General features: G+C 28.6%; 23 protein-coding genes and 1 pseudogene. 13 read left to right on the top strand and 11 right to left on the bottom strand.

The features are described from left to right. Positions 1 to 118: 118 nt before the first annotated feature. From KQI18_RS00120 to KQI18_RS00110, 3 genes are all read right to left on the bottom strand, one after another. Positions 119 to 742 (bottom strand): OmpA family protein, encoded by a 624-nt coding sequence (locus KQI18_RS00120; RefSeq protein ID WP_216465469.1) that lies wholly within the window; start codon positions 740 to 742, stop codon positions 119 to 121. Continuing rightward, complete coding sequence (locus KQI18_RS00115; RefSeq protein WP_216465468.1) at positions 732 to 2,174, bottom strand: MotA/TolQ/ExbB proton channel family protein; 1,443 nt, start codon at positions 2,172 to 2,174, stop codon at positions 732 to 734. Before KQI18_RS00115 ends, KQI18_RS00120 begins: the two co-directional genes overlap by 11 nt. 105 nt (positions 2,175 to 2,279) lie before the next feature. Next, positions 2,280 to 3,164: an SPL family radical SAM protein gene (locus KQI18_RS00110; RefSeq protein ID WP_216465467.1), complete on the bottom strand. Its 885-nt coding sequence runs from the start codon at positions 3,162 to 3,164 to the stop codon at positions 2,280 to 2,282. Positions 3,165 to 3,297: 133 nt separating this feature from the next. Between KQI18_RS00110 and KQI18_RS00105 the strand changes: the two genes are divergently transcribed. The 4 genes from KQI18_RS00105 to KQI18_RS00090 all read left to right on the top strand — a co-directional run bounded on the left by KQI18_RS00105 (position 3,298) and on the right by KQI18_RS00090 (position 6,925). Continuing rightward, positions 3,298 to 4,101 carry an abortive infection system antitoxin AbiGi family protein gene (locus KQI18_RS00105; RefSeq protein WP_216465466.1) on the top strand — a complete coding sequence of 268 codons (804 nt, stop codon included), beginning with the start codon at positions 3,298 to 3,300 and terminating at the stop codon, positions 4,099 to 4,101. Positions 4,102 to 4,104: 3 nt separating this feature from the next. Continuing rightward, the gene (locus tag KQI18_RS00100) at positions 4,105 to 5,295 is read left to right on the top strand and encodes an abortive infection system toxin AbiGii family protein (protein WP_216465465.1); all 1,191 of its coding nucleotides are present in this window, start codon (positions 4,105 to 4,107) and stop codon (positions 5,293 to 5,295) included. A 251-nt stretch (positions 5,296 to 5,546) separates the two neighbouring features. Then, entirely contained in the window at positions 5,547 to 6,170 is a 624-nt protein-coding gene (locus tag KQI18_RS00095) for an ABC transporter ATP-binding protein (RefSeq protein ID WP_216465464.1), read from the top strand. After that, positions 6,170 to 6,925, top strand: coding sequence for an ABC transporter permease (locus KQI18_RS00090; RefSeq protein ID WP_216465463.1), 756 nt, complete (start codon positions 6,170 to 6,172; stop codon positions 6,923 to 6,925). Before KQI18_RS00095 ends, KQI18_RS00090 begins: the two co-directional genes overlap by 1 nt. 108 nt (positions 6,926 to 7,033) lie before the next feature. Here KQI18_RS00090 and KQI18_RS00085 read toward each other — a convergent pair whose 3' ends face one another. Further along, positions 7,034 to 7,243 carry a zinc ribbon domain-containing protein gene (locus KQI18_RS00085; RefSeq protein WP_216465462.1) on the bottom strand — a complete coding sequence of 70 codons (210 nt, stop codon included), beginning with the start codon at positions 7,241 to 7,243 and terminating at the stop codon, positions 7,034 to 7,036. Positions 7,244 to 7,477: 234 nt separating this feature from the next. On the opposite strand from KQI18_RS00085, the gene KQI18_RS00080 reads away from it, so the two are divergent. Further along, the gene (locus KQI18_RS00080) at positions 7,478 to 8,233 is read left to right on the top strand and encodes an ABC transporter ATP-binding protein (protein ID WP_216465461.1); all 756 of its coding nucleotides are present in this window, start codon (positions 7,478 to 7,480) and stop codon (positions 8,231 to 8,233) included. Then, positions 8,223 to 9,026, top strand: coding sequence for an ABC transporter permease (locus KQI18_RS00075; RefSeq protein WP_216465460.1), 804 nt, complete (start codon positions 8,223 to 8,225; stop codon positions 9,024 to 9,026). The genes KQI18_RS00080 and KQI18_RS00075 overlap by 11 nt, the downstream gene beginning before the upstream one ends. 36 nt (positions 9,027 to 9,062) lie before the next feature. Here the strand turns inward: KQI18_RS00075 and KQI18_RS00070 are convergent, their stop codons facing one another. From KQI18_RS00070 to hypB, 4 genes are all read right to left on the bottom strand, one after another. Then, entirely contained in the window at positions 9,063 to 10,295 is a 1,233-nt protein-coding gene (locus KQI18_RS00070; RefSeq protein WP_216465459.1) for a M20 metallopeptidase family protein, read from the bottom strand. A 220-nt stretch (positions 10,296 to 10,515) separates the two neighbouring features. Then, on the bottom strand, positions 10,516 to 10,857 hold the full coding sequence (locus tag KQI18_RS00065; protein WP_216465458.1) for a hydrogenase maturation nickel metallochaperone HypA: 342 nt from the start codon (positions 10,855 to 10,857) through the stop codon (positions 10,516 to 10,518). A gap of 38 nt (positions 10,858 to 10,895) precedes the next feature. Beyond that, positions 10,896 to 13,580 carry an FAD-dependent oxidoreductase gene (locus KQI18_RS00060; protein WP_216465457.1) on the bottom strand — a complete coding sequence of 895 codons (2,685 nt, stop codon included), beginning with the start codon at positions 13,578 to 13,580 and terminating at the stop codon, positions 10,896 to 10,898. 25 nt (positions 13,581 to 13,605) lie between these two features. Beyond that, the gene (hypB, locus tag KQI18_RS00055) at positions 13,606 to 14,277 is read right to left on the bottom strand and encodes a hydrogenase nickel incorporation protein HypB (protein WP_216465456.1); all 672 of its coding nucleotides are present in this window, start codon (positions 14,275 to 14,277) and stop codon (positions 13,606 to 13,608) included. Positions 14,278 to 14,501: 224 nt separating this feature from the next. Between hypB and KQI18_RS00050 the strand changes: the two genes are divergently transcribed. The 4 genes from KQI18_RS00050 (at position 14,502) to KQI18_RS00035 (ending at position 18,654) form a co-directional block, all read left to right on the top strand. Beyond that, on the top strand, positions 14,502 to 15,425 hold the full coding sequence (locus tag KQI18_RS00050; protein WP_216465455.1) for a DUF5692 family protein: 924 nt from the start codon (positions 14,502 to 14,504) through the stop codon (positions 15,423 to 15,425). 262 nt (positions 15,426 to 15,687) lie between these two features. Next, positions 15,688 to 16,614 (top strand): glycosyltransferase family 2 protein, encoded by a 927-nt coding sequence (locus tag KQI18_RS00045; protein ID WP_216465454.1) that lies wholly within the window; start codon positions 15,688 to 15,690, stop codon positions 16,612 to 16,614. Positions 16,615 to 16,692: 78 nt separating this feature from the next. After that, the gene (locus KQI18_RS00040) at positions 16,693 to 17,112 is read left to right on the top strand and encodes a GtrA family protein (RefSeq protein ID WP_216465453.1); all 420 of its coding nucleotides are present in this window, start codon (positions 16,693 to 16,695) and stop codon (positions 17,110 to 17,112) included. Between the two features lie 36 nt (positions 17,113 to 17,148). Next, the gene (locus KQI18_RS00035; RefSeq protein WP_216465452.1) at positions 17,149 to 18,654 is read left to right on the top strand and encodes a DUF6056 family protein; all 1,506 of its coding nucleotides are present in this window, start codon (positions 17,149 to 17,151) and stop codon (positions 18,652 to 18,654) included. A 210-nt stretch (positions 18,655 to 18,864) separates the two neighbouring features. Here the strand turns inward: KQI18_RS00035 and KQI18_RS14525 are convergent. Further along, a pseudogene (locus KQI18_RS14525) lies at positions 18,865 to 19,029 on the bottom strand (helix-turn-helix domain-containing protein); the annotation flags it as partial. A 27-nt stretch (positions 19,030 to 19,056) separates the two neighbouring features. Between KQI18_RS14525 and KQI18_RS14265 the strand changes: the two are divergent. Continuing rightward, positions 19,057 to 20,079 (top strand): DMT family transporter, encoded by a 1,023-nt coding sequence (locus KQI18_RS14265; RefSeq protein ID WP_330654349.1) that lies wholly within the window; start codon positions 19,057 to 19,059, stop codon positions 20,077 to 20,079. Positions 20,080 to 20,190: 111 nt separating this feature from the next. On the opposite strand, the gene catA is transcribed toward KQI18_RS14265, so the two are convergent. Both catA and KQI18_RS00015 read right to left on the bottom strand, forming a co-directional pair. Next, positions 20,191 to 20,853, bottom strand: a complete 663-nt coding sequence (gene catA, locus KQI18_RS00020; protein WP_216465450.1) for a type A chloramphenicol O-acetyltransferase — start codon at positions 20,851 to 20,853, stop codon at positions 20,191 to 20,193. A gap of 431 nt (positions 20,854 to 21,284) precedes the next feature. Then, positions 21,285 to 22,343 carry a PTS sugar transporter subunit IIC gene (locus tag KQI18_RS00015; RefSeq protein WP_216465449.1) on the bottom strand — a complete coding sequence of 353 codons (1,059 nt, stop codon included), beginning with the start codon at positions 22,341 to 22,343 and terminating at the stop codon, positions 21,285 to 21,287. Between the two features lie 369 nt (positions 22,344 to 22,712). Between KQI18_RS00015 and KQI18_RS00010 the strand changes: the two genes are divergently transcribed. Together KQI18_RS00010 and KQI18_RS00005 are read left to right on the top strand one after the other, a co-directional pair. Further along, on the top strand, positions 22,713 to 23,258 hold the full coding sequence (locus tag KQI18_RS00010) for a helix-turn-helix domain-containing protein (protein ID WP_216465448.1): 546 nt from the start codon (positions 22,713 to 22,715) through the stop codon (positions 23,256 to 23,258). A 328-nt stretch (positions 23,259 to 23,586) separates the two neighbouring features. Beyond that, the coding region (locus tag KQI18_RS00005; RefSeq protein ID WP_216465447.1) for a CapA family protein at positions 23,587 to 24,299 on the top strand (713 nt) is incomplete at its 3' end.

The following is a 24,299-nucleotide window of genomic DNA, read 5'->3' as shown; positions in this document are numbered from 1 at the left end:
TTTATGTCCTCCATAATAATAACAATTACAACTATTATACCATTTTATCGTTTTTTAGTGAAATTTGCTATTATTAGAAGAATTTATTTAAATTGTCTTATTAAAATAAGATAAATAATTATTCTATATTTATTTCATATTTTAACTCTACTCTTCTAGAAGCATCTCTGTTTACTGTTCCATTATTGAATTTTATTAAATCAGCCTTTGATCTTCCAACAGCTATTATATCTTTTGTAAATTCATTTTTATATTTATAATTTCCTATTTCGTCACTTACCATAAATTTTGTTACACTATAAGCTCTCCTTTGTGATAAATCTAAATTGTACAAATAGCTCCCAATATCATCTGTATGACCCTCAACTACTATTTTTGATATATTGTTGCCATAGTCTTTATATACTGTTCCTACATACTTAGGAACGAATTTTTTCAGCATTTCTTTTGCTTCTGGCTTAAGCTCATCACTATCGATATCAAACATCGTACTCTCGCCAAATGTTACTTGACCACTATCTTTATCTACTTTAACTGGAATGTTATCATTATTCAATGTTTCTTCTACTGAAGCATTTATATTCTGCGCCAAATCTTGTTTAACAGATCCAGATATGCTTTGAGTGCTAAATAGAGTTAGAATGACAACCATAAGAACAGTTGAAAGTAGATCTGTAAAAGTAGGCCAAAAACTACTCTTTTCAAATTCTCTGTTAACAGTTCTTCTGTATTTATTTATCATTTATCTCATCCTCACCTATTATATCTTTTACATCGATATTTTTTAGCTTATTTGATTTATCTATTATTTCTGTAGCTGATTCAATATTTAAAGCATCATTAAAATCTGCTAGTTTTAGGCTGTATTTATCTTTTAAACTTTCCTCATTTATATCAATTTTATCAACTAATCTGTCTACAAAGTCTTTATAATCAATCAGATTATATTCTTCCATAACAGCAGTATCAAAAGTCATATTAAGTTTATCTTGTATATCCAAAGATTTATCAAATACTTTATCAAGTTTGTCTTGTATATCTTCTGAGAAATCTGCGATTACATCTGCTAAAGAGTTGACTGTATAATCCAGTGTAACTTTTTCTTCTAGTAAATTTCTTTGCGTTTCATTCATCTGATTCTCATGTTTAATAAGTTTAGACAACATATCTTGGGCACTTTTTTCATATATTGCAAATCCAGCGTTGATATTTTTTATGTAATCTTTAATTTTATACTGACTCTCAGTAGCATTTGTAATATTCTTTGATGATTCCTTTAGGTCGAATAGCATTTCTCTACTAATGTCGTCTTGTCTATCATATTTATCAAATAACTTATTAAATTTTACATTCAGTATACTGAACTGTTTATCTAGCTTTCTAATACTCTGATCAAATGTTTTAATTGAGCTTTCAGAACCTTCAAGTAGTGTTTTTAGGTTTTTGATTCCGTTAATAAACTCTTCATTGAACTCGGTTAGATCTTGTGATATTTTATCGAATTTCTCGATTGACTCAATAGACTTACTTATATGTTTTATTGTATTTTTTACTTCCTCGATTTTACTGTCCGTATACTCTGATTTTTTATGAGTTACTTGCGAAGTAAGTATGTTTTCTGTTTTCAACATTAATCTAACTAATAAATGTTCGCAATCTTTAGTCCTAATAATTGATGTTATGACTATAGAAAAAACAATACCAAAAATACTTGTTAAAAAGGCTGTTTGCATACTACTAATAGTAGCTGGCAATGAATTTACAATATCATTTGTATTTACAGATAACAGCATTGTAGAAAGCCCTACAAATGTCCCTAGTACTCCGAATAATATACATATTGAAGATGCGTTTTTGATACTGTTAATCTTATCTAAAAGCAATCTGTTATTGTAATTAAGCCCAGATATAACCTCTTCTATAAAGGAAGTTATATTTACATCCGAATACTTGTGGTTCTTACTGTATTCTTCAAATTTTATCTTTACCTCGTTGTAGAATGCGCTAGTCTCATAGTTAGTATTTACTTCGTTAAGCTTTATTTCAATATATGAATACAGCCTACTGTTGTCCAATATTTTGGTAACAGCAAATATCGTTATGAATATTAAAAATGCTATAGTTATAGGATTAGTAAGTATCGAGCCTACGAAGTTGACAATAATATTACTCATATTTATCCCCACCTTATAAATTATTTATATATAATCTATACGTAGCTAGTTTCTAAAAAATGATAGATAAATGAAAATTTATGGATTTTTATAAAATATTGTCTATTAATCGAATAAAGATATTTGTGTAGTCTTATATTTATTTTTATAGTCTTCAATTATATCTTCCATGTTGTATATTATATTTTTTTTATCGCACTCTTCTTTGAATATATGCAATAAATTTTTATATTTAGGAGATAGGCAATTATATTTATATCCATAGGTTTGCATATATTTATATTTCAGATTTGGAAAACTTTCGTCTAGTTTATCGTAGTACCATTCTCTTTGATTGTCTCTAAGTGTAACTCCTGGGTGAAAATTGATAAACTTTGCCCCGCTATCGTGTGCCAAATCAATAATCCCTCTTATATTCTCTTCATTATCTTCAATAAATGGAAGAATTGGCCCCATTAATATACCTGCATATATTCCTGATTCAGATAACCTTCTAATGCTATCGAATCTTTCAGAAGAGCTTGATACATTTGGCTCAACAATTTTACTAAGTTTATCATTACAAGTTGTAATAGTTATTTTAGTAATTATAGGAGAATGTACTTTTATAGATTTTAGTATATCTATATCTCTAGTTATAAGGTTACTTTTTGTATCTATAGCTATTCCATATCCATATTTATCTACAAGTTTTAAAGCCTCTCTCGTCAATTCGTATTTTTTTTCGTACGGATTATACGGATCAGACATAGCGCCTGTTCCTACTACCCCCTTTTTTATTTTACCTTTTAACTCTCTATTAATTATCTCTGCTGAGTCTATTTTTGCTCTTACAGTATCGAAATTTTCAATTTGATAGCACCTACTTCTACTATCACAGTATATGCAGCCATGGCAACATCCTTTATATATGTTCATGTTATAGTCAATTCCGAACCAACCTGAATTTTTAACTTTATTAACAATAGTTTTAGCTATTATAAAATCCATCCCATCTATACTCTCCTTATTAAATTTATATATTTATTATATTATAAAAAATAAATTTGATAATAAACTATTTTGTAATTGTTTTTTTTACTTAATTAATATAATAGTATAAATGAAGTTTATGGAGGGAATTATGAGTTGTAATATTGATGCAAAGTACATTGAGTTTAAAATTACAAAAGAATTTATACAAAGTGCAAACTCCTTATTTAAATTTATGACGAAATTAGATTATTTAAAACAAATCATAAAAGACAAGGCCTTTATACCTAGATATTATGAAGAGTTAATACCTTATTTAAATTTAGATAATTTTGAAAAAATTGCCTTTCCTATGACATGTTTTTGTGATATAAATATTCAAAAAATACATTATCACTGTGATTTCTATGGTTTTATGGGTTTGGGAATGGATAAAAATTGGGGAATTAAAAATGGTATACAGCCTATTCATTACATAAATGAAAATTCAAGACTTGTTAAAGAACTTGAAAAATTATTTGTAGTTGATGATGATGTTGAAAATGAATGCATATTAGAACCATATAAAGATTATCTATTAGAACATGTTTTATTTATAAAACCAATTGAAGGAAAAATGTTAGTAGAAGGAGAATACAAGGATAAAAACTTTCATGATGAGAGAGAATGGAGGTATGTTCCAAATATTGAAACTGAATGTGATCTGCCTGAAGTTTTGTCTTATAAATCTTTTATGAATGTTAATGCATATAAGAGGTATTCTGATGCTATTTATGAATATCAAGATCTATGGCTTAAATTTACATATGATGATATAAAGTATATTTTTGTGAAAGATAATAATGATCGAAATGAGCTTATAATTTTTATAATAGATCTTGATATAAATGATATGGAAAAATATATTTTAATTTCAAAAATAATAACATTGGATATTATAAGGAGGGACATATAAATTATGTGCGCTAGATTTAATAATGCTTTCAAGAAAGATAATGCTATTATTGCCAAAACAATAATTGATCAACTTGATAATGAATTGTTACCAAATGAATTCGAATATATTAGTTATGAAGATGCATTTGTATTATCTTTGGAAAGTATAAAAAACTTTATTAACGAAAATTCTTTTGAACTTCCCAAAAATTTAGTTGGAAAAAGTATTAATCAGATTTTAGCATACTCTTATAATTCACAAGAGAAATTAAAAATCAAAGAAAAAGTAGAAGTCAATATTCGACCTTTCGAAACTAAAAATATATTAAGGCATACTTTAAACGATGAAGAACCTGAGATTAAATTTACTATATCACCCCCTAAATTTAAAGAATTTGATGTTGAAATTGAAGGTAATGGAGTTCATAAGACAGTTACCATTAAAAGACAGCCTTCAAAAGACTTAAATATAATTATATTTAAAAGGATTAACTATCAAGATTTAGAGATTGCATTTAAAATAAATCGAGAAAACTCAAAATCCAGCTTTAAGGTAAAAGTTAATTTTGAACAATGCAAATCTGTAAATAACGCTTTAAATAATTTAAAATTATTAAGAGCCTTTGCAGATAAAACTTTAAACGTAAATGGTAAACCTATTGATGAAGTTCTGGATGATTTTCAGTTCCCTATAGACATTGATTCATTAGATTATGTAATTAATTTTTATGAAAAATTAAATAAAGTATCTAAATTAATAAATACAAAAATTAAACCTAAGGAAGAAGTATTACCAGATGATATCTATAATACCGAAATCCTATATAAATGTTTAATTGAAAAAAAACCGTTTAAAGAATATATAGAAATAAATAAACTAAGTATGACGGTAAGTAAGGAATTGGACATTGACGAAATTTTTAATAATGATAAATTTATTTTTAAAACTTTTGAAGATACCGAAGTTGAAATTCTTAAGACTAAAATACCTTTATATAGTATACTAACAATGTATAACTTAATAATAACTAGTGAAACTCATGTAAAAACAAATGAGGGTATTAAATATAAACTTGAATGTTTAAATTCAGGTAAAAAAAAGATATATAAGTCTTGCATGTATTTTGTTGATGAAAAATCTAGAAGTGAGTACATAAATAATCATGAGGATATAAATAAAATTTTTGAAAAAGCTGGGGAATTTATTATTTAGAAAGTACATGTTCGTTTAGTATTATTTTATAAATAAAAAAATAAATGATATAGATAGATATAGAATGATATGTGTTCATTCTATATCTATTTTGCTTTACTTTTATTATTTATTATCACATAAATAACTTAAATACAAAGTATGAAAATTATTAACATTTGGTTTTAAAAATCATTTACATTGATATTTATACAAAAGCTCTATATAATAAGATATGTAATTTAGAAATGAGAATTTATTTAGGAGGTTGTATGTCATTATTCTTACTAGAAAATATAAGCTATAAAAATATAAAATATCCCCATATTAAAATTGAATCGAAAGAAGTAACATTTATTTGTGGTGAAAGCGGTACAGGAAAAAGTACGATGCTAAGGCTATTAAATGGTGTAATAAGTCCCGATAGTGGGATGATTAGATACTTAAATAAACCTTTAGAATATTCTAATTCCATAGAATTTAGAAAAGAAGTAATACTTGTTGGACAGACAGTATTTTTATTTGATTCAACTATAAAGCAAAACTTTTATACATACTATGAATATAGATCTCTACCAAAACCTGCAGACAGTGATATAATAAAATATCTAACAGTTTGCTGTATTGATATAGATTTAGAAACCTTATGTACCACAATGTCTGGAGGAGAAAGACAAAGAGTTTATATAGCAATTTGCTTATCACTTCTTCCAAAAACGATAATGCTTGATGAACCTACAAGTGCATTAGATGAGCATAATTCAAATCAAATAATGAGTAATATTATCGAATTTTGTAAAGTAAATGATCTTTCCTTGATTGTAATTTCTCACAATAAAGCCTTAGCAAATAAATATGCAGATCGTTTAATAAATTTATCTAGGGAGGAAATATAATGAACTCAATTGTAGAACTTAATATACTGCAATTTTCTCTTATATATTTTTTGTTATTAATAATACTTTTTATAATGAAAAGGTGTAACATAGATAAAAGCAGACTACTAATTGTTGCAAGTATGAGAATGAGTATCCAATTGGCTTTGTCCGGATTTATACTTACATATATTTTTAAGAATCCTCATCCAGTATTTACAATATTGTACATAGCCTCTATGACTGTATTTTCAATATATACAGTATTATCTAGAAACCATGATATTAACAAGAAATTTAAAATAGTTGTGGGCTTATCTCTTTCTATTATTGGTTTATCAGTCATATTTTTCTTTATCACCGTTATTATAGGCGTAAATATTTTCAATCAACAGTACATAATACCAATAAGTGGAATGATCTTTGGTAATGCAATGACCGGTGTAAGTCTAGGACTTAAAACGTTTAATGAGAATATAAAAATCCAGAAAAATAAAATCGATACACTGATAAACATAGGGGTTACTCCTGATAGAATACTCTCCCCTTTTGCAAATCAAGCACTTGAAACAGCTATTTTACCTACTTTAAATTCAATGATAGGAATGGGAATAATCTCTTTACCTGGGATGATGACAGGTCAAATTTTATCAGGAACATTACCAACTACAGCTATAATGTATCAAATAGCAATAATAATTGCTCAATGTTCGGTTACTTGTTTTGTAGTATTTTGTTCTTTATATTTTGGTAGCAAAACTCTCTACAATAATTAAATCAAATGAACTTTTAAATTAAAAGGGTATACAAACTATTAAAAAGTTTGTATACCCTTTTATTCTTATTAAATTATAGAATTAATATTATTTCATTATATTGAAATGTTAATTCATTAAAAAATCTAAGATATTCCATCCTGTAGATGTGTCGGACTTATAAAGTTCAGTGTAACCACATTTTTTACAACTTATAGTAATAAATTTCTTATTTTGCACATTAAATACTTTTGAAAAATTTCCACCTGTTGCTTGAAATTGATCGTGATCATATGAATGTGATCCACATTTTGGGCACTCATACTTCTTTTTTTCCATATGCTCTCCTCCTCTACTAAACCAGTTTATTTTATTATATACTATTATATGTTTATTTAATAGATATGTAGGTTTTGTTATTCATCATGTCAATGATTGTATAACACTGTATATTATAGTATAAATATCTGTAATTTTCCTATTATTTTCATATATTCATAAAAATAGGTACGAATTTACCCTAATTTTAATACCATACTAGTATACGAGCTAAATGCTACAGGAGGTGTCACAATGGATAACAACATAGTAGAAGTACGAAATTTATGCAAGAGCTTCTACAATAAAGAAGGCGAACTAAAAGTTCTTGATGATATTAACTTTAGTCTTAAAGAAGGTGATGTCTTGACACTAGTTGGACCATCTGGAAGTGGGAAGTCTACTTTATTAAACATATTGACCAAACTATTAAAACCAACAAGTGGTGATATAAATATAAATGGGAATATCGGATATATGTTTCAAAGAGATAATTTACTTGAGTGGCGTAATATAATGGACAATATAACTATCGGTCTAGAAATTCAAGGTAAGAAAAATGATAAAGAATCTCTTGAAAGAATTGAAAAACTTCTTAAAACATACGATTTATGGGATTTTAGAAATATGTATCCCAAACAACTATCTGGAGGTATGAAACAAAGGGTTGCTTTAATTAGGACTTTGTCAGTAGATCCAGATATATTGCTTTTAGATGAACCATTTTCTGCTCTTGATTATCAGACTAGACTAATAGTTTGTGATGATGTATATAAGATTATTAAAAATGAAAATAAATCAACTATTTTAGTTACACACGACATAGGAGAAGCTATCAGTATATCAGATAAGGTAGCTGTTTTATCTAGAAGACCAGCTACTATAAAAAATATCTATGATATAGATATAAAAGTAGAAGGTGAAAAAGTTCCAATCAAAACACGTAAAGTTCCAGAATTCCAGACATATTTTGATTTATTATGGAAGGAGCTTGACACTTATGAGATTTAGTAAAGAATCTGATGGATATATAAGTTATTTAAAAAAAGAAAAACTGGAAAAGAAAAAGATACTGTTTTATCAAATATTAATTTTAGTCGTTTTTACATTGTTATGGGAATTCTTAGCGAATATGAAAATAATAGATACTTTTCTATTTAGTAAACCAAGCGATATTTATAACTTATTTTTACAATACGCTACTAATGGTCAGTTGTTCAAACATATCGGAGTGTCTGTATACGAAACTATAGTTGGATTAGCAATAGGTACTTTTTTTGGTATAATTATAGCCATTATGCTATGGTGGTCTAAAAAATTATCTAAGATACTAGATCCTTTTTTAGTTGTATTAAATGCTCTACCTAAAACGGCATTAGCGCCGATAATTATAGTGTGGGTAGGTGCAGGTGTCGAAGGAATTATTGTAACAGCAGTTGCAATATCTATAGTTGTAACAATTCTTTCAGCTTACAACTACTTTATAAATGTAGAAGAGGAAAAAGTTAAGATGCTAAGAAGTTTCGGTGCAACTAAAATGCAAATTCTATTTAAATTAATTTTGCCAGCTAACACAGCAAATCTAATTAATTTAACTAAGATAAATATTGGTATGGCATGGGTCGGAGTTATTGTCGGTGAATTCTTAGTTTCTAGATACGGTATTGGATATTTGATTGTATACGGAAGTCAGGTATTTAAACTTGATCTTGTTATGATGGGCGTTATTGTATTAGCCATATGTGCATGGGCGATGTATGCTGCAGTTAGTATTATTGAAAAATTATATCTTAATAGAAGATAATATAAAAAGGTGCATTAGATTATGCACCTTTTTATATTATATATTACTATTATTTAAATAATCTATTATAAATCCAGAAAATACATTTACTGCCTTTCTCAATAATTTTTCGTCTAAATCAAATTTATTACTGTGCAATTTTTCACTTAAACCACTATCCTTCGAAGATGATCCAATATATACATAAAGTCCTGGTATTTTATCTGTATAGGCTGAAAAATCATCTGATGTCATCGCTGGATAATCGATTATTTTAATATGTTCTGAGTCTGTTTCAATAAATTTATTTGCAGAATTATACATAATATTGACCAAATTTATATCATTTACAACAGGAGAACAAATACTGCTTCTATCAAATTTATAGCTAGCTTTATAAGATTTAGTGAAATTATGTGCAATATCCTCAATTTTATCTAGAATATCGACAACTAAATCTCTATTTACAGCTCTTACAGTTCCTTCTATTTTACATATATCTGGAATTATATTTCTTGAAAACCCCGAATGAAACGAGCAAATTGATATAATCGCAGGCTCTTTTGGATTATTTATTTTATATTGTAGTTTTTGAATAGATGAATAAATCTCAGAACCTATTGCAATTGGATCAATACAGTTAAAAGGTTCTGCCCCATGACCTCCCTTACCAATTACTGTAAGTTTAAAAGATGATCCTGATGACATAGCTACATTTCTTGCTATACCTATATTTCCAACCTCAATTTCAGGCCAAACATGACCTCCAACTACAATATCTGCATTAGGATTTTCTAGTACTCCTAAATCAATAAGTTTCTTAGCCCCACCTGTTTCCTCGGCTGGTTGAAAAACGAACTTTACTTGACCATTTACCAAATGCTTAAGTCTAAACAAAACTTCTGCTATACCTAACCCCCACGCTATGTGAGCATCATGACCACAAGCATGCATATTCTCATTTAAAGAACTAAATTCACAATTTGTTTCTTCTTTAATAGGTAATGCATCTATATCTGACCTAAACATTACGGTTTTATGTATTTCATTGGTTTTAGACTCACCGTGTAAAATTGCTAATACTCCCGTATTATCAATTACTTCTATATCTGTATATCCTATTTTTTTAAGTTTATCAACAATTACCTTGCTAGTATTGAATTCTTTATTACCAAGTTCTGGAAATTTATGAATTATTCTTCTGATATTGATAATATCTGTTTCAATCTCTGAACTAATACTTTTAATTTGCTTAATCAAAGATTCATCAAAATCATTATTTTTTATCAACTTTATCAACACTCCTTTACTGATACATTATTTAAAATTTAATTTCAATAGGTTTTATTTTTATATTTAATTTATTAGATAAAGTATAGCACAATTTTGGATATACTAAATATAATAAAAAATAGATGTTCATTTCTGAACATCTAAAGTGTAACATGCAATTCAATAGCAATGTGTAAGTTAACAGTATCAAGATATCTATTAAAAATCTAAATTAAATTTAGCATGCTATTATTTCTTTGATCATAAATTCATTTCCACATAGTAGCTCCCATTCAGCACTTCGACAATTCGGACATTCACGCTTATTTTCAAGTAGATTAAAGACCTTGTTACATTTTTTACATATACCATTACCCGGTAGTATTTCTATTTTTAATTTAGTATCTTCTAAAATTGTATTAAATACTGCAGCTGGATAGCACAATTCTATATATTTTGGTATCATTGATGAAAGTTCTCCAATTTGTAAAACTAACGTATCGACCTTTGATAATTCATGATCTTTAGCAATTTTTTCTACAGTTTTTACAACCTCTATTACAACACCAAGTTCATGCAAATAACATCTCCTCCTTATTTATTCTTAACTTTTTTGAACTAATCTTGTGATGTAAGGAGATTTTTAACTTTCTTAACTGCTATTTTGCCTTTACGTTTAACCATGTGTTTTAATACTATTGGCTTAAGGTCTTCGTATGCAGCACCCTCTCCATCATATTTCCTTACAAGTGTGATAGCATCAAATTTGCATTTTGTTGCACAAACACCACAACCAACACATAAAAACTCATCAACTTCTGTAGCACCACAGCTTAAGCATCGTTCGGTTTCTTTCTTAACTTGTTCCTCTGAAAAAGTCTCTCTTAAATCCTCAAAAGTATCTTTTGATTTATTAGGGTCGACATGGCTAATTTCTTGTCTAGGAAGACGATCATAACTATCAAGATCAAGTTCTGTTTTATCTAAAGAATGGTATTCTCTTTTACTTCTCCCTATAGTTAAGCTTTGCCCTGGCTGTACGTATCTATGAATTGAAATTGCACCTTGCTTTCCTGCAGCTATTGCATCTATCGCAAATTTAGGACCCGTAAATACATCACCACCAGCAAATATATCTGGTTCTCCAGTTTGATACGTAAGTGGATCAGCTTTTATAGTATTATTTGGATTTAACACTACATTACTGTTCTTAATTAAATTCCCCCATTCAATTACTTGACCAACCGATACCAATACATTATCCGCTTTAATAAACATTACATCATTTTCATCATACTCAGGATTAAATTTTCCATTTTTATCAAATACAGATATACATTTTTTAAATTCTACACCTATAACTTTGTTATCTTCACTTACTATACGCTTAGGACCCCACGAATTATTTATTTTTATACCTTCTAATATTGCTTCTTCCACTTCTTCATCAAGTGCTGGCATTTCTTTACGACTTTCAAGACAAAACATATTAATTTCTGAAGTACCAACCCTTGTGGCATTTCGTGCAACATCTATTGCAACATTTCCACCACCAATTACAACTATATCTTTACCTAGTTCTATATTTTCTTTTAGATTTACATTTTTAACAAAATCCACACCTGACATTACGCCATTTGTTTCTTCACCTTCTATACCTAATCCTCTACCAGCAGCAGCGCCAATTGCAATATAGAAAGCTTCAAACCCTTGGTTTCGTAAATCATTTATGCTTATATCCTTACCAACTTCAACACCTGTTTTAAATTCAACTCCTATTTCCTTCAAAATATCAATTTCAGCTTTGACTACTTCTTTATCTAATCTAAATGAAGGTATACCTAAAGTTAGCATGCCACCAAGAGCATTTTGTTTTTCAAAAACAGTTACTTTATATCCGTCTACAGCTAGATAATAAGCACAAGATAGTCCACCCGGCCCTGCACCAATAACTGCAATTTTGTTTTTATATTGGTTTTTTGTTTTTGGAATATATCTATATTTTAAGTTTAAATCTTGATCAGCAATGAATTTTTTTATTTCGTCTATAGCAATTGGATCATCTATATCTCCTCTAGTACAAGCGGATTCGCATTTTCTTGGGCAAATGCGTCCACATACAGCTGGAAAAGGGTTCTCATATTTTATAAGCTCAAGAGCTTCTCTATATCTTCCCTGAGATGCTAATTTTATATATCCTTGAATTCCTATATGAGCTGGACATTCTGTTTTACAAGGACTTGTTCCGCTATCAACTACATCTTGTCTATTATAACGATATTCAGGATTCCATTTATCTGGTCCCCACTCAGTATTGTGTGGTAGGTCTCTTTTGTTTTCAGATGCAGGTGTTTTTGAACATAACTTCTGTCCTAACTTTAATGCATTAACTTGACAATTTTCAACACATTCACCGCATGCAACGCATTTTTCTTTATCTATGTGTGAAACATAGTTTGAACGTACCATATCGGGATTCAAAAACATTTCAGCTGTCCTTAAGGATAAGCAAGAGCATCCACAACAGTTACATATTGCGTGAGTTTTTCCAGAACCATCTAGATTCGGTATCTGATGAACAAGACCATTCTCTTCTGCTCTTTTTATAATTTCAAATGCTTCTTCACGAGTTATCTTCCTACCCCTTCCTGTACGTATATAATATTCTGCTGCATGGCCCATTTGAATACACATGTCCTCTTTCAAATGGCCACATCCTTCTCCCATTACTTCTCTAGCAGTACGGCAAGAACAATCAGATACTGTAAAAATATCATTATCGTTTAGATATTTAGATACTTCCTCATATGAGGCTCTTCTTGTTTCACCTTCGATTGCTTGTTCTATTGGAATAACACGCATTAAACCTATACCTACAGGAAAATTGCCTGCTGTCTTTGGCCCTCTAACTCTTCCGTAAGCTTCAAAGGATTCAGCAATTTGAGGGTATTTTTTTACATTTTCTTTGTTGTTTACCATCATTTCCATAATTCCTGGAACCCAAGTCTCATACCAATATTTATCAACTCCATCGATTTCATTGACAAAACATACACCCGCAACAGCTAAATCCCATAACAAATTAGTTGTTTCTTCTATAGATTTACCACATTGAGATGCTACTTCTTTTGCACTCATAGGTTTACGCATCTTTAAACAAAGAGCTACTTCTGCCATTTCATCTGTAACTACTGGTTCCAAAATCATATATTCTGGATCAGTTGTTTTAATACCAGATTTTGAACCCACCTTTTTTCCACTTACCTTATTAGCAAATTCTAAAACCTTGTCCTTTCTCGACATATTTGAACTCTCCTATAATTATTTTTTAATTTGTATTCCAGTCCCTTACCTCTGTACGTATCCAATCTGCCCATTCATCAATTCCCTCTCCAGTTCTTGCTGATATAGGAATGATTTTGATTTTAGGATTTAATTTCTTAACATGCTGTTTAACAGATTCCAAATTAAAATCAAAGCAATCTATCACGTCTATTTTATTTATCAATAAAACATCAACTATTGAAAACATTAATGGATATTTTAATGGTTTATCATCTCCCTCAGGTATACTTAATATCATTGCATTTTTAGATGATCCAGTATCAAATTCTGCAGGGCATACCAAATTACCTACGTTTTCTAATATTGCAAAATCAATATTATTGGTACCTAATCCTTGTAAGCCCTGTCTCGTCATATCAGAGTCTAGATGACACATTCCACCTGTATGAAGTTGTATTACTTTTGCACCTGTTTTAGAAACCGTATTTGCATCTACATCTGAATCAATATCCGCTTCTAGAACCCCTATTTTCATTTCATCTTTAAGAGCTTCAATAGTTCTTAATACTGTCGTTGTCTTTCCAGAACCAGGTGACGACATAAGATTTAATAAGAAGGTCTTATCTCTCTTTAATTCTTCTCTTAACAAATCTGCTTGTTTGTCATTATCTGCAAATACACTTTGCTTAATCTCAAGTATCTTATACGTATCCATTTAATCACTCCTACCATGTTTATAATTTTAGAATAAAAAATTTAAATTTAATGTTAATGTAAAAAGCTGTATCGTTATTGTTCTAACATTAAATCTATACTAATATATTAAATTAAGACCGCACTAATTCCTCTTGTTATTTGGCCTTCTTGTTGAATCATACGAAATGGAGTTCAACAATATTCGTGATTCAATATTATAATTTAAATTACGGAGGTAAAATTATGTTCTTATTTGAAGCCCAACCAATAGCCAATTGGCTAATGCTGCTCTTAGTATTTATTGTTTTAATTGTTCTAAATGAAATTGGACGTCGTTATAAATGGGGGGGTATCACATTACTAATGATACTACCAGTTGTCCTCACTATATTTGTATGGCCTAAAACTACTGCAGGCACAAGTGTAAATGATTGGTTCCACTATGCTAAAGTTTATTCAGCTTTGGCTGGATGTATAGGCTTTTGGATTATACGCCACGTAAAGGGTGTGGCTAATCACAAATGGGTCTTATGTTTTCCACCATTAATTTTGGCAATTAATATTATTGAAGCAGTAGCACGTGATTTCCAAATTGGTTCATTAGGACTTACAAGAGAAGTATTTGAAGGAATGATGGTTTATAGTGGATCTTGGAACTATTTAAATGGTATTGCTGGTATTTTAAATATTATTACTATAACAGGTTGGATGGGAATCTGTATTAGCAAAGATAAAAGTAAAGATATGTTATGGCCAGATATGTGCTGGTTCTGGATTATAGCTTACGATTTATGGAACTTTGCATATACTTATAACTGTCTTGGTAATCATGCTTGGTACTGCGGTATAGCATTACTTGTTGCTCCAACAGTGACAGCTTTTGTACTAAAAAAAGGCGCATGGCTACAACATCGAGCTCAGACACTTGCACTTTGGTGTATGTTTGCAATGACATTCCCTGCATTTATTGATGAGTCACAATTTGCTGTTAAATCAACACAAGATCCAACTGCGTTATTTATTGTAAGTTTAATTGCATTACTTGCAAATATTGCAGTATTTATCTATATGGTATATAAAGTTAAAAAAACAAAACGTAATCCATATAAGTCAGAGCTTTATATAGATTTAAAATGCTATGAAGATGTAAAGACTCTTACGAAATAATATAAAAATAAGCTTTGCAGCATTGTGCAAAGCTTATTTTATGTCTTTAGATAATCTATGATATTATCATACTATTTCTCCACGTAGTTTTAAATATACTCTATTCTTCAGTGTTCAGATCAGTATTAATTTATTTTTATTTATGATATACTGTAAAATATTGGGGATATTTTATTAACAAAATAAATTCAAGTATTTTCTTGATACATTTAGTATAAAATATTCGAAATTTATTCTGCTCAAAAATAAAAGGAGAAATTGTATGGGAAAATTATCAGTAATTATACCTGCGTATAATGAAGAGAAGATGATATTTAATATCTCAAAGATAATATCATCTCTTTTAGAAAGCAAAAATATTCCTTATGAATTAATTTTTGTAAATGACGGGTCAAAGGATGACACCTGGGAAAAAATTCTACATGTATGCAATGAAAATCAAAATATTAAGGGCTTTAACTTTTCTCGAAACTTTGGTAAAGAATCGGCTATATTCGCTGGTCTTTCGTATGCAAATGGAGATTGTTGTGCTGTAATAGACTGTGATCTTCAGCATCCACCTGAAATATTATTGGAGATGTATAAGAAATGGCAAGAAGGATATGAAGTTGTAGAGGGTGTGAAGGCCTCAAGAGGTAAAGAATCCTTTTTACATAAAATCGCGGCAAAACGTTTTTATTCTTTTATTAGCTCAGCAACTAAAATTGATATGTCCAGAGCTTCTGATTTCAAATTGTTAGATAGAAAAGCAGTAAATATACTTAGATCTATGCCTGAAAAGCACATATTTTTCAGAGCTTTATCATCTTGGGTTGGGTTTAAAACTACTTCAGTTGAATTTGACGTACAAGAAAGAAATGCTGGAGATTCAAAATGGACTACTTCGTCTCTCGTAAAATATGCTATAACAAATATTACATCATTCTCTACTGCACCTATGCAGTTAGTTACTTTTACAGGAATATTATTTTTATTATTCTCAATTATTTTGGGTATTCAATCGCTATATAAAAATTTTACAGGACAATCCCTAGAAGGATTTACAACAGTTATACTCCTATTATTAATTATAGGAAGTGTTATTATGCTAAGTTTAGGGATTGTAGGATATTATATAGCAAAAATATATGAAGAAACTAAAAATCGTCCAAGATATATTGTTTCTGAAAATAAAAACTATAAACATTAAATCAAATTACATTTAGCTATTCATTTTTTACATATACCAAGTAGGTAAATAAAATTTTTCAATAAAAAGGAATTATATATGAATAAATTATTACATCTATTTTATAAATATAAAGAAGTTCTATTATATTTATTTTTCGGAGTTCTAACAACCATAGTAAGTTTTGTTAGTTTTTATTTTTCTAGCGAGATATTTAAAATACACTATCTTATTAGCAATGTGATATCTTGGATATTTGCTGTAGGTTTTGCATACGTAACTAATCGTATATGGGTATTTGAAAGCAAGACTAAAGGGATAAAATCTATATTAAAAGAGATGCTAACATTTGTGAACTGTAGACTATTATCAGGAGCTATAGAAATGATAACATTGTTTATACTTGTAGATATCTTTATAGTCGGTAGTATGTATGCAAAGATTTTTACTCAGATTATAGTAGTTATATTAAATTATGTATTTAGTAAGCTAATAATTTTTAAAGAAAATAAAGATTAAATTTAACTTTATTCATTTTAATCAGGAGGAAACAAAATGAAAAGTAAGTTATTAAAAAATCCGAGATTCTATTTTTCAATAGTATTGATTTTATTTTTCTTGTTCTTTGCTATTCAAGTTCCATATAGTCATGACGATTGGCAATGGGGTAGTCAAGTGAAATGGTCTTTAATGCTTGATGGTTTTAAGAATTACAATGGAAGATATCTTGGAAATTTATTAGAAATACTTATAACAAGAAATGTCTTAGCAAAAAATATTGCTCTTACTTTAGGTATGATATTGATTATATTATCAATCTATAAGCTTGTAGTCCACGAAGCTAAACCTAAAGATAAAACCGCATTATTTTTATTGGCTTCTATTTTGTGTTTAGCTATGCCAAGAGAAATATTTAGGGAAACATACTCTTGGATCGCAGCGTTTATTAATTTTATACCGCCAGTTATACTAATAATATTTTACTTGATTATTATAAACGATGTTTTCGACAACAAAGTTAATACACTTCATACTATAAAATATCCATTATGGGCAACTATTTTAATGGTGCCGTTAGGTATATCAACACAACTTTTCAGTGAACATACAACAGTATATACTGTCTTTTTAGCAGCGTTTGTAGTTTTTTATACATTTATTAAATATAAGAAATTTTCAAGTCTTCATATAGTATATTTAATCTCTACAATAGTAGGTGCCTTTATAATGTTTTCAAATAGTTCTTATACTAATGCAGCTAATAATACTGATGGGTATAAACAAATTTCCTACTCTGTAATAAGTATCGTTGATTTATACGTCAAGCAGATATCTAATTACTTATTTTTAAATAACTGGTTGTTAAACAGTGTACTTGCTATAATATGTATAATTATAATTCAAAAAAGTATAGATTCTAACAAAAAAAGTATAGTAAAGTCTATAATTGGGAAATTTCAAGTATTTATTTTATCTACTTACATAGCATATAGTATTTGCCATAAGGTATACCCAGCGTGGAATATATTTACTAATGCTGATAAGACTTCATATTTCAATTCACTGTATTCATTACTATTCTTTGTATGCGTAATAACAGTTATACTTATGTATATTGATTATAAAGGTCTTAAAATGAAAATATTTATGATCTATGGATCCGGTTTTGCAGTTGCAATGCCTTTAATTATTGCAAATCCAATAGGGGCTCGTTGTATATTTGCATCGTACATATTTTTCATTATATCTACTCTACAATTACTTGTGTATTTACTTAATAACTCAGATATTAAACTGCAATCGTTTAGTTTTACTATGATGGGAATTTTAACTATGATATGTATTTTTTATTCAAGTATATTTATAGATGTAGGTATTGCAGAAAATACTAGGATAGAAACTATAAATAACGCCGTATCAAATGGAGAAAAATCTATCACTCTTTACAGGTTGCCATATGAAGATTATTATTGGATAACAGTTCCACCTGATAAGTATTGGGAATCATATTATAAGGAATTTTACAATATACTTCAAGATGTTGAACTTTATTTTGAATAAAATTGAAATGAATATATAAAATTAAATTAAACTTAAGTTTATCAAAGACCTTTATGCGATTCGCCTAAAGGTCTTTTAATTAATATAGTTTGTCTATTAAGTATAGGAAGATTTTGATACACTCAATTTTCGTTATCTTATTAAAAGAAGTGATTCTCCGCTTTCTGTTTTTTATACTCTAACGGAGTCATACCCATTGATTTACGAAATTTATTTATAGTAACTTGTACTGTTAAATCCAACCATATAAGCGACTTCAGTTATATTAGTATCTGATTGTTGGAGAAAGAATAGACTCTTTTCAATCCTGTAATTTATAACATAGTTTAATGGAGATATACTTAAAAACCTTTTAAAATATCTGCAACATTCTGATCTACTTAATTGTCCTGATCTAGATTTATATTTATTAGTTCAAATTTAGTATATTTAAATGTTTTTATAAGCTATTATAATAATATTATTATATTTAAAAGGAGTAATCAATATGGATACATCAAAAAGACAAGAGGTTTATTTTATGTAATAATAGGAGCAATATTTTGGGGTGTAGGAGGAACTGTTTCACAAAAACTATTCCAGCAATACTTTATTGAAGTTGGATGGCTTGTGACTGTACGATTACTTATATCTGGGATTCTACTTTTAACAGTGCAATTTTTTACTAGAGATAGGCGACAAATACTAGATATTTGGAAAAATAAAAATATGTCAATCAAATTAGTAGTATTTGGTCTTTTAGGAATGCTAGCTGTACAATATACATACATGGCATCTATCAAACATGGTAACGCTGCAGTTGCTACATTATTACAATATTTAGCACCAGTTTTTATAATTTTTTATTCATTATTACTTAAGAAATCAGCTTTAACACGAAAAGATGTTATGACTGTCACACTTGCTATAATAGGTTGTTTTTTATTACTTACTAATGGTTCTATTTCTAAACTTTCAGTCCCAAAACCAGCAATATTTTGGGGAGTTCTAGCAGGTATTTCATTAGCTTTTTACACTTTATATGCGGTTTCATTATTAGAAAAATATGATTCTCTTGTAGTAGTTGGGTGGGCTATGATTATTGGTGGTTTTTTATTTAGCTTTATAAATCCACCTTGGGTAATTAATACTAGCAACTTTACTTTTGAATCAAGTCTATATTTATTATTTGTTATTATATTTGGAACTATGATTGCATTCTGGTTTTATATTGAAAGTTTGCAGTACCTAACGCCTAAAGAAACTAGTTGTCTAGGAACTTTGGAACCTTTAGCCGCTGTTTTGACCACAGTTTTTTGGCTCAAAGAATCTTTCGGTAGATTTCAATGGTTAGGTACTATTTGTATCATAATTATGATATTATTAATGGCATTATATAAAGAGTCTTCTTCAATTAACAAAAATGATACTATATGTAGAAATTGATTAGACTAGTATTTATTAGAGTATAAAAAACGTTAGACCTTCAACTATATTGAAGTTGAAGGTCTAACTTTATCATATCTCTAAAACATATTTAACATTTCTCATTACTAATTAATTAAGTTTAAATATGTATAAATGATTATTTTTAATAATATTTTGTAACTCATTTATAAACCTACTAACATGAAATCCATCACAAATAGCATGATGAACTTGTATTGATATAGGTAATAATACTCTATTATCTTGTTCAAAATACTTACTTAGTGTAAATATTGGTAACAAATATGTACCATCTGATATAATATTTAGATTAAACCCTGTAAAACTAACCCATGGTATACTTGAAATAGGAAAAATATTATCTGGGATATTTGTTTGAGGATTTAATTTTTTAGAATTTGTATATAACTCTACTTCTGTCTTATAATTGTTATAAAACTTACTAAAATCATCCTCGTATTTAATCCATATATTAGAAAACGTCTCATTTTCTTTATTAAAAATTGTAAAGCTTGGGTTTATTACATCCCAGTAACCTAACCTACCTTCGTTATCGAAACAAGTTCTAAATTCACTAAACTTGTTAACTGCTTCTGTTATTGAATAAATAATTGTTGGATAAAGTTTTATATTATTAAATTTTGTGTACTTTAAAATGTCTGTTATATCTAAATTGCATGTAATACTAAATGTACAATTAGAAGCGTTTAAAATGTGATTATAATGTTCTTTTCTTTTCCAGTTTTCAATATCAATTAAATTAAATTTCATTTTTGCCTCCTAAAATCTTTTTAAATATTTAATAATAATTTTCTATAAAATAGTTAATTTCAGAAGGCTTATTTACGTGTTCTAACCATATTAATCTCCTTTTTTAAATTCTTTGTTGTAATTTATTCATCAATATAAATATAACATATTCCCTATACTATACTCTAGGATTATTTCTAGGTATTGTATATACATCTTTAGGATTATTATATAAATCTTCAGATTTACCAACTTCTACTTTTTATTCATAACCACTATTTCATCACAGAAATATCTTATTATATTTATTGTGAGATATAAATAAATATGTTAACCCATAGCTTTTCTTAAATCTAACATTAGATTACATAAAAAAGGCCGTCAACTATTAATAAGTTGACGGTCTTTTAAGCGAGTAGTTAATAACGCTACTATATTACTATTATTATATTTTATAATTGAAGTTCTAAACCTTCATTTAAATATTCTTCTGTTGTATTTCCACGTATTTCATCAGCTGTTACTATCTTTTTATTTTTAAATATACTATATCCTATATATGCAGCTAATACACTAACTACTATACATCCTGCGCTGGCTATTAATGCACTTTTACCGTTTTGTGCTAAGGCTATAGCAAATCCTGCTATTGGAGTTGCCATACCAGGTGTATCGACAGTAAGGCCCATCATTGCTATAATTACTCCAGACATAGCCCCACCAATAAAGTTTGTTATATAAACTGGAATTGGATTAGCTGAAATTATATCTGATTGTGTTAAAGGTTCTATAGCAACAGATATAGTATCTTTCTTAGATCCAAATTTCATCTTAGAGAAAAATACATAGTTCATGAATGATGAACCAAAAACAGCTAAAGCACCGATTGCCATAGGTGTTCCAGTTAATCCAATAATAGAAGTCAATGCCATTGAACTAAGTGGAGCTGTTGCTACAACAGTTATAACACCACCAAGTATAAGCCCCATTATAACGGGTGAAGTTGTAGCTGCCTCTATTAATATTTGACCTATTTGAAGTAAAGTGCCAGATACTACTGGATCCATAAACTGAGCTATAAATCTTGCTAAAGGAGCACCAACTAGTATTATTACTATTAGATCAAGACCAGCTGGAACTTTCTTTTCTAAAAATTTAACAACAAATGATGTTAAATAACCAGCTATAAAACCTGGTAATATTCCAAACCCAGAACAAGCTAAACCAGTTAATACTGCATATACCGGAGATACTCCTAGTGCAAGAGGAACCAATATCCCTGCTGCAACTCCCCCTAATGAACCGTTTGCCGCTCCAACCTCACCTAAGAACTTTATATTCATCAAGTTACCAAATACCGAAGCATGAAAAGCTTCAACTAAGAAACTAGCACAGGCAGCGTTTGCCAATGCACCCATAGCCTTCATTCCTTTAGGTGCTTTATAACTAAATAATGTAAAAAGTGATAAGACCACTAATAATAAACCTGTACCCATTAAGATTTTTAACATTAAGATGTCCTCCATAAAATTAATATAATTGCTATTTTGATGTTAATAGTTTAGATATTAACTACTTATTTACTGTCGATTGCCTCTACAATAGCAATAGTACATAGAAGCTTTCCGCATATACTCTGCTTACTTAACTCTATCGTGCTCCTCCTTTTCATGCTTCAGATATTTCTTAACAACGTTTTCATTTCGCATTTAAATATTATCATACGAAAATTTCCGAGTCAACGATTTTTTTCTAATTATAAAATTATTTTTATAAATGGAAATATAATCCATAGCCTTGAATCCTTCAAAAATAGAATTGTAGACAATATCTTTTACTCATGATAGACTATTTTTATAAAAACATGTTATTTTGAAAGGGTGAATGAGGACTTGGATTTTGGATCAATTTTGAAAAATCTTCGAAAGAAAAAACAACTTACGCTGCAAACGCTATCAGAAGAAACAGATTTATCGATTTCTTATTTAAGTAAACTTGAGAATAATTTAAGCAGCCCTACTTTAATAAATCTGCAAAGAATTTGTAATGCGTTAGAGATTTCAATGGCTGAGATGTTAGAAATTAAAACAGATAAAACTACTAGACTTATACGAAAAGATGAGTGTCCAAAAATTTATGAAACAAATTCCGGCCTCAATTATCATCAACTGTTCAATCTTGCTCAAAAAGTTAAAATTGTAAGTATGACGATGAATGAAGATAATTATACTGAAGAATTATCGTGGGGTCATCATTACGATGAGGTTGGAATTGTAATTGAAGGTTCTATATTTGTTACTGTTTCAGATGAAACATATCAACTCTTTGCTGGAGATGTGTTTTTTATAAAAGCACATGAGACACACAAATTTCAAAAAGCCACAGAAGGTATTTGTGTCGTTCATTGGATATACCTTATTGACTAATATAAAAAATAGTCCTATAACTTCAAATTAGTATTAGTTAAAGGACTATTTTTTATTTTAAAATTATCTTGTATAATAGTATTTTTCCTATCTACTAATACTCTATTTTTTATAATCAAACATTCTCAAGAAGCTCTATAAAAATATCAAAAATGGTAATCCTAATTTTAGTTATAATCCTACTATGGCAGTTATCCACTAATTATTTTAATTTTACTTATAATTTTTTTACAATGTCAAGTAAAAAATTATTTATTCGACACAATTTATATTTTTGTATATAATAATCATGACTTTGTATACATACAAAAATAAGGAGAATTTTGAGATGTTTAAAAAAAGAATTAAACTATTATTATTAGCTACAATATTTTCATTGATACTCGTTGGTTGTAACAAAAATTCAAAAGATAATATTGAAAAAGATGTTGTTCAGGAAAAGAAGCAAACAAGCATTACTTTGAGTTTTGTAGGTGATGTTACAATGGGTAATGATATGGGCTCCACTGGTGGATATACATTTGACAGAGAATTTATAAATCAAAATAAAGACTACTCTTATTTCTTTAAAAATGTTAAATCAATATTTGAAAACGACGATATTAGTATAGTTAATTTAGAGGGTCCATTGACAACTTCTACATCTGGTAACACCGAAAAACAATTTGCATTTAAAGGAGATCCTACTTATGTAAATATTTTAAAAGAAGGGAATATAGAAGCTGTAGGTATTGCAAATAACCATTCCTTAGATTATTTTGAAAAAGGGTTAGAAGATACTAAAAATGTACTAGATAGTAACGGTATAAAATATGCAGGAATGGGAGAAAAGGCTATAATTGAATCAAAGGGTATTAAAGTTGGGTTACTTGCCTATAATGGCTGGGATTCTAACTACAATGATAAATATTTAGAAGGCATTAAAAATGATATAAAAGAACTTAAAAAAGAGACCGACTTAGTAACAGTATATTTCCATTGGGGTATAGAAAAAGAAAATTATCCAACTAAAGTTCAAAAAGATTTTGCCCATTTTAGCGT

This window comes from Metaclostridioides mangenotii (assembly GCF_018917235.1).
GTDB lineage: Bacteria > Bacillota > Clostridia > Peptostreptococcales > Peptostreptococcaceae > Metaclostridioides.
Note: the sequence above shows the minus strand (reverse complement) of the source record. Positions and strands in the feature narration are given on the sequence as shown.

Bases quoted from the DNA above. Each gene is read 5' to 3' on its own strand.
- KQI18_RS00120 (WP_216465469.1), bottom strand. From the start codon at position 742: ATGATAAATAAATACAGAAGAACTGTTAACAGAGAATTTGAAAAGAGT.
- KQI18_RS00115 (WP_216465468.1), bottom strand. From the start codon at position 2,174: ATGAGTAATATTATTGTCAACTTCGTAGGCTCGATACTTACTAATCCT.
- KQI18_RS00110 (WP_216465467.1), bottom strand. From the start codon at position 3,164: ATGGATTTTATAATAGCTAAAACTATTGTTAATAAAGTTAAAAATTCA.
- KQI18_RS00105 (WP_216465466.1), top strand. From the start codon at position 3,298: ATGAGTTGTAATATTGATGCAAAGTACATTGAGTTTAAAATTACAAAA.
- KQI18_RS00100 (WP_216465465.1), top strand. From the start codon at position 4,105: ATGTGCGCTAGATTTAATAATGCTTTCAAGAAAGATAATGCTATTATT.
- KQI18_RS00095 (WP_216465464.1), top strand. From the start codon at position 5,547: ATGTCATTATTCTTACTAGAAAATATAAGCTATAAAAATATAAAATAT.
- KQI18_RS00090 (WP_216465463.1), top strand. From the start codon at position 6,170: ATGAACTCAATTGTAGAACTTAATATACTGCAATTTTCTCTTATATAT.
- KQI18_RS00085 (WP_216465462.1), bottom strand. From the start codon at position 7,243: ATGGAAAAAAAGAAGTATGAGTGCCCAAAATGTGGATCACATTCATAT.
- KQI18_RS00080 (WP_216465461.1), top strand. From the start codon at position 7,478: ATGGATAACAACATAGTAGAAGTACGAAATTTATGCAAGAGCTTCTAC.
- KQI18_RS00075 (WP_216465460.1), top strand. From the start codon at position 8,223: ATGAGATTTAGTAAAGAATCTGATGGATATATAAGTTATTTAAAAAAA.
- KQI18_RS00060 (WP_216465457.1), bottom strand. From the start codon at position 13,580: ATGTCGAGAAAGGACAAGGTTTTAGAATTTGCTAATAAGGTAAGTGGA.
- hypB (WP_216465456.1), bottom strand. From the start codon at position 14,277: ATGGATACGTATAAGATACTTGAGATTAAGCAAAGTGTATTTGCAGAT.
- KQI18_RS00050 (WP_216465455.1), top strand. From the start codon at position 14,502: ATGTTCTTATTTGAAGCCCAACCAATAGCCAATTGGCTAATGCTGCTC.
- KQI18_RS00045 (WP_216465454.1), top strand. From the start codon at position 15,688: ATGGGAAAATTATCAGTAATTATACCTGCGTATAATGAAGAGAAGATG.
- KQI18_RS00040 (WP_216465453.1), top strand. From the start codon at position 16,693: ATGAATAAATTATTACATCTATTTTATAAATATAAAGAAGTTCTATTA.
- KQI18_RS00035 (WP_216465452.1), top strand. From the start codon at position 17,149: ATGAAAAGTAAGTTATTAAAAAATCCGAGATTCTATTTTTCAATAGTA.
- catA (WP_216465450.1), bottom strand. From the start codon at position 20,853: ATGAAATTTAATTTAATTGATATTGAAAACTGGAAAAGAAAAGAACAT.
- KQI18_RS00015 (WP_216465449.1), bottom strand. From the start codon at position 22,343: ATGTTAAAAATCTTAATGGGTACAGGTTTATTATTAGTGGTCTTATCA.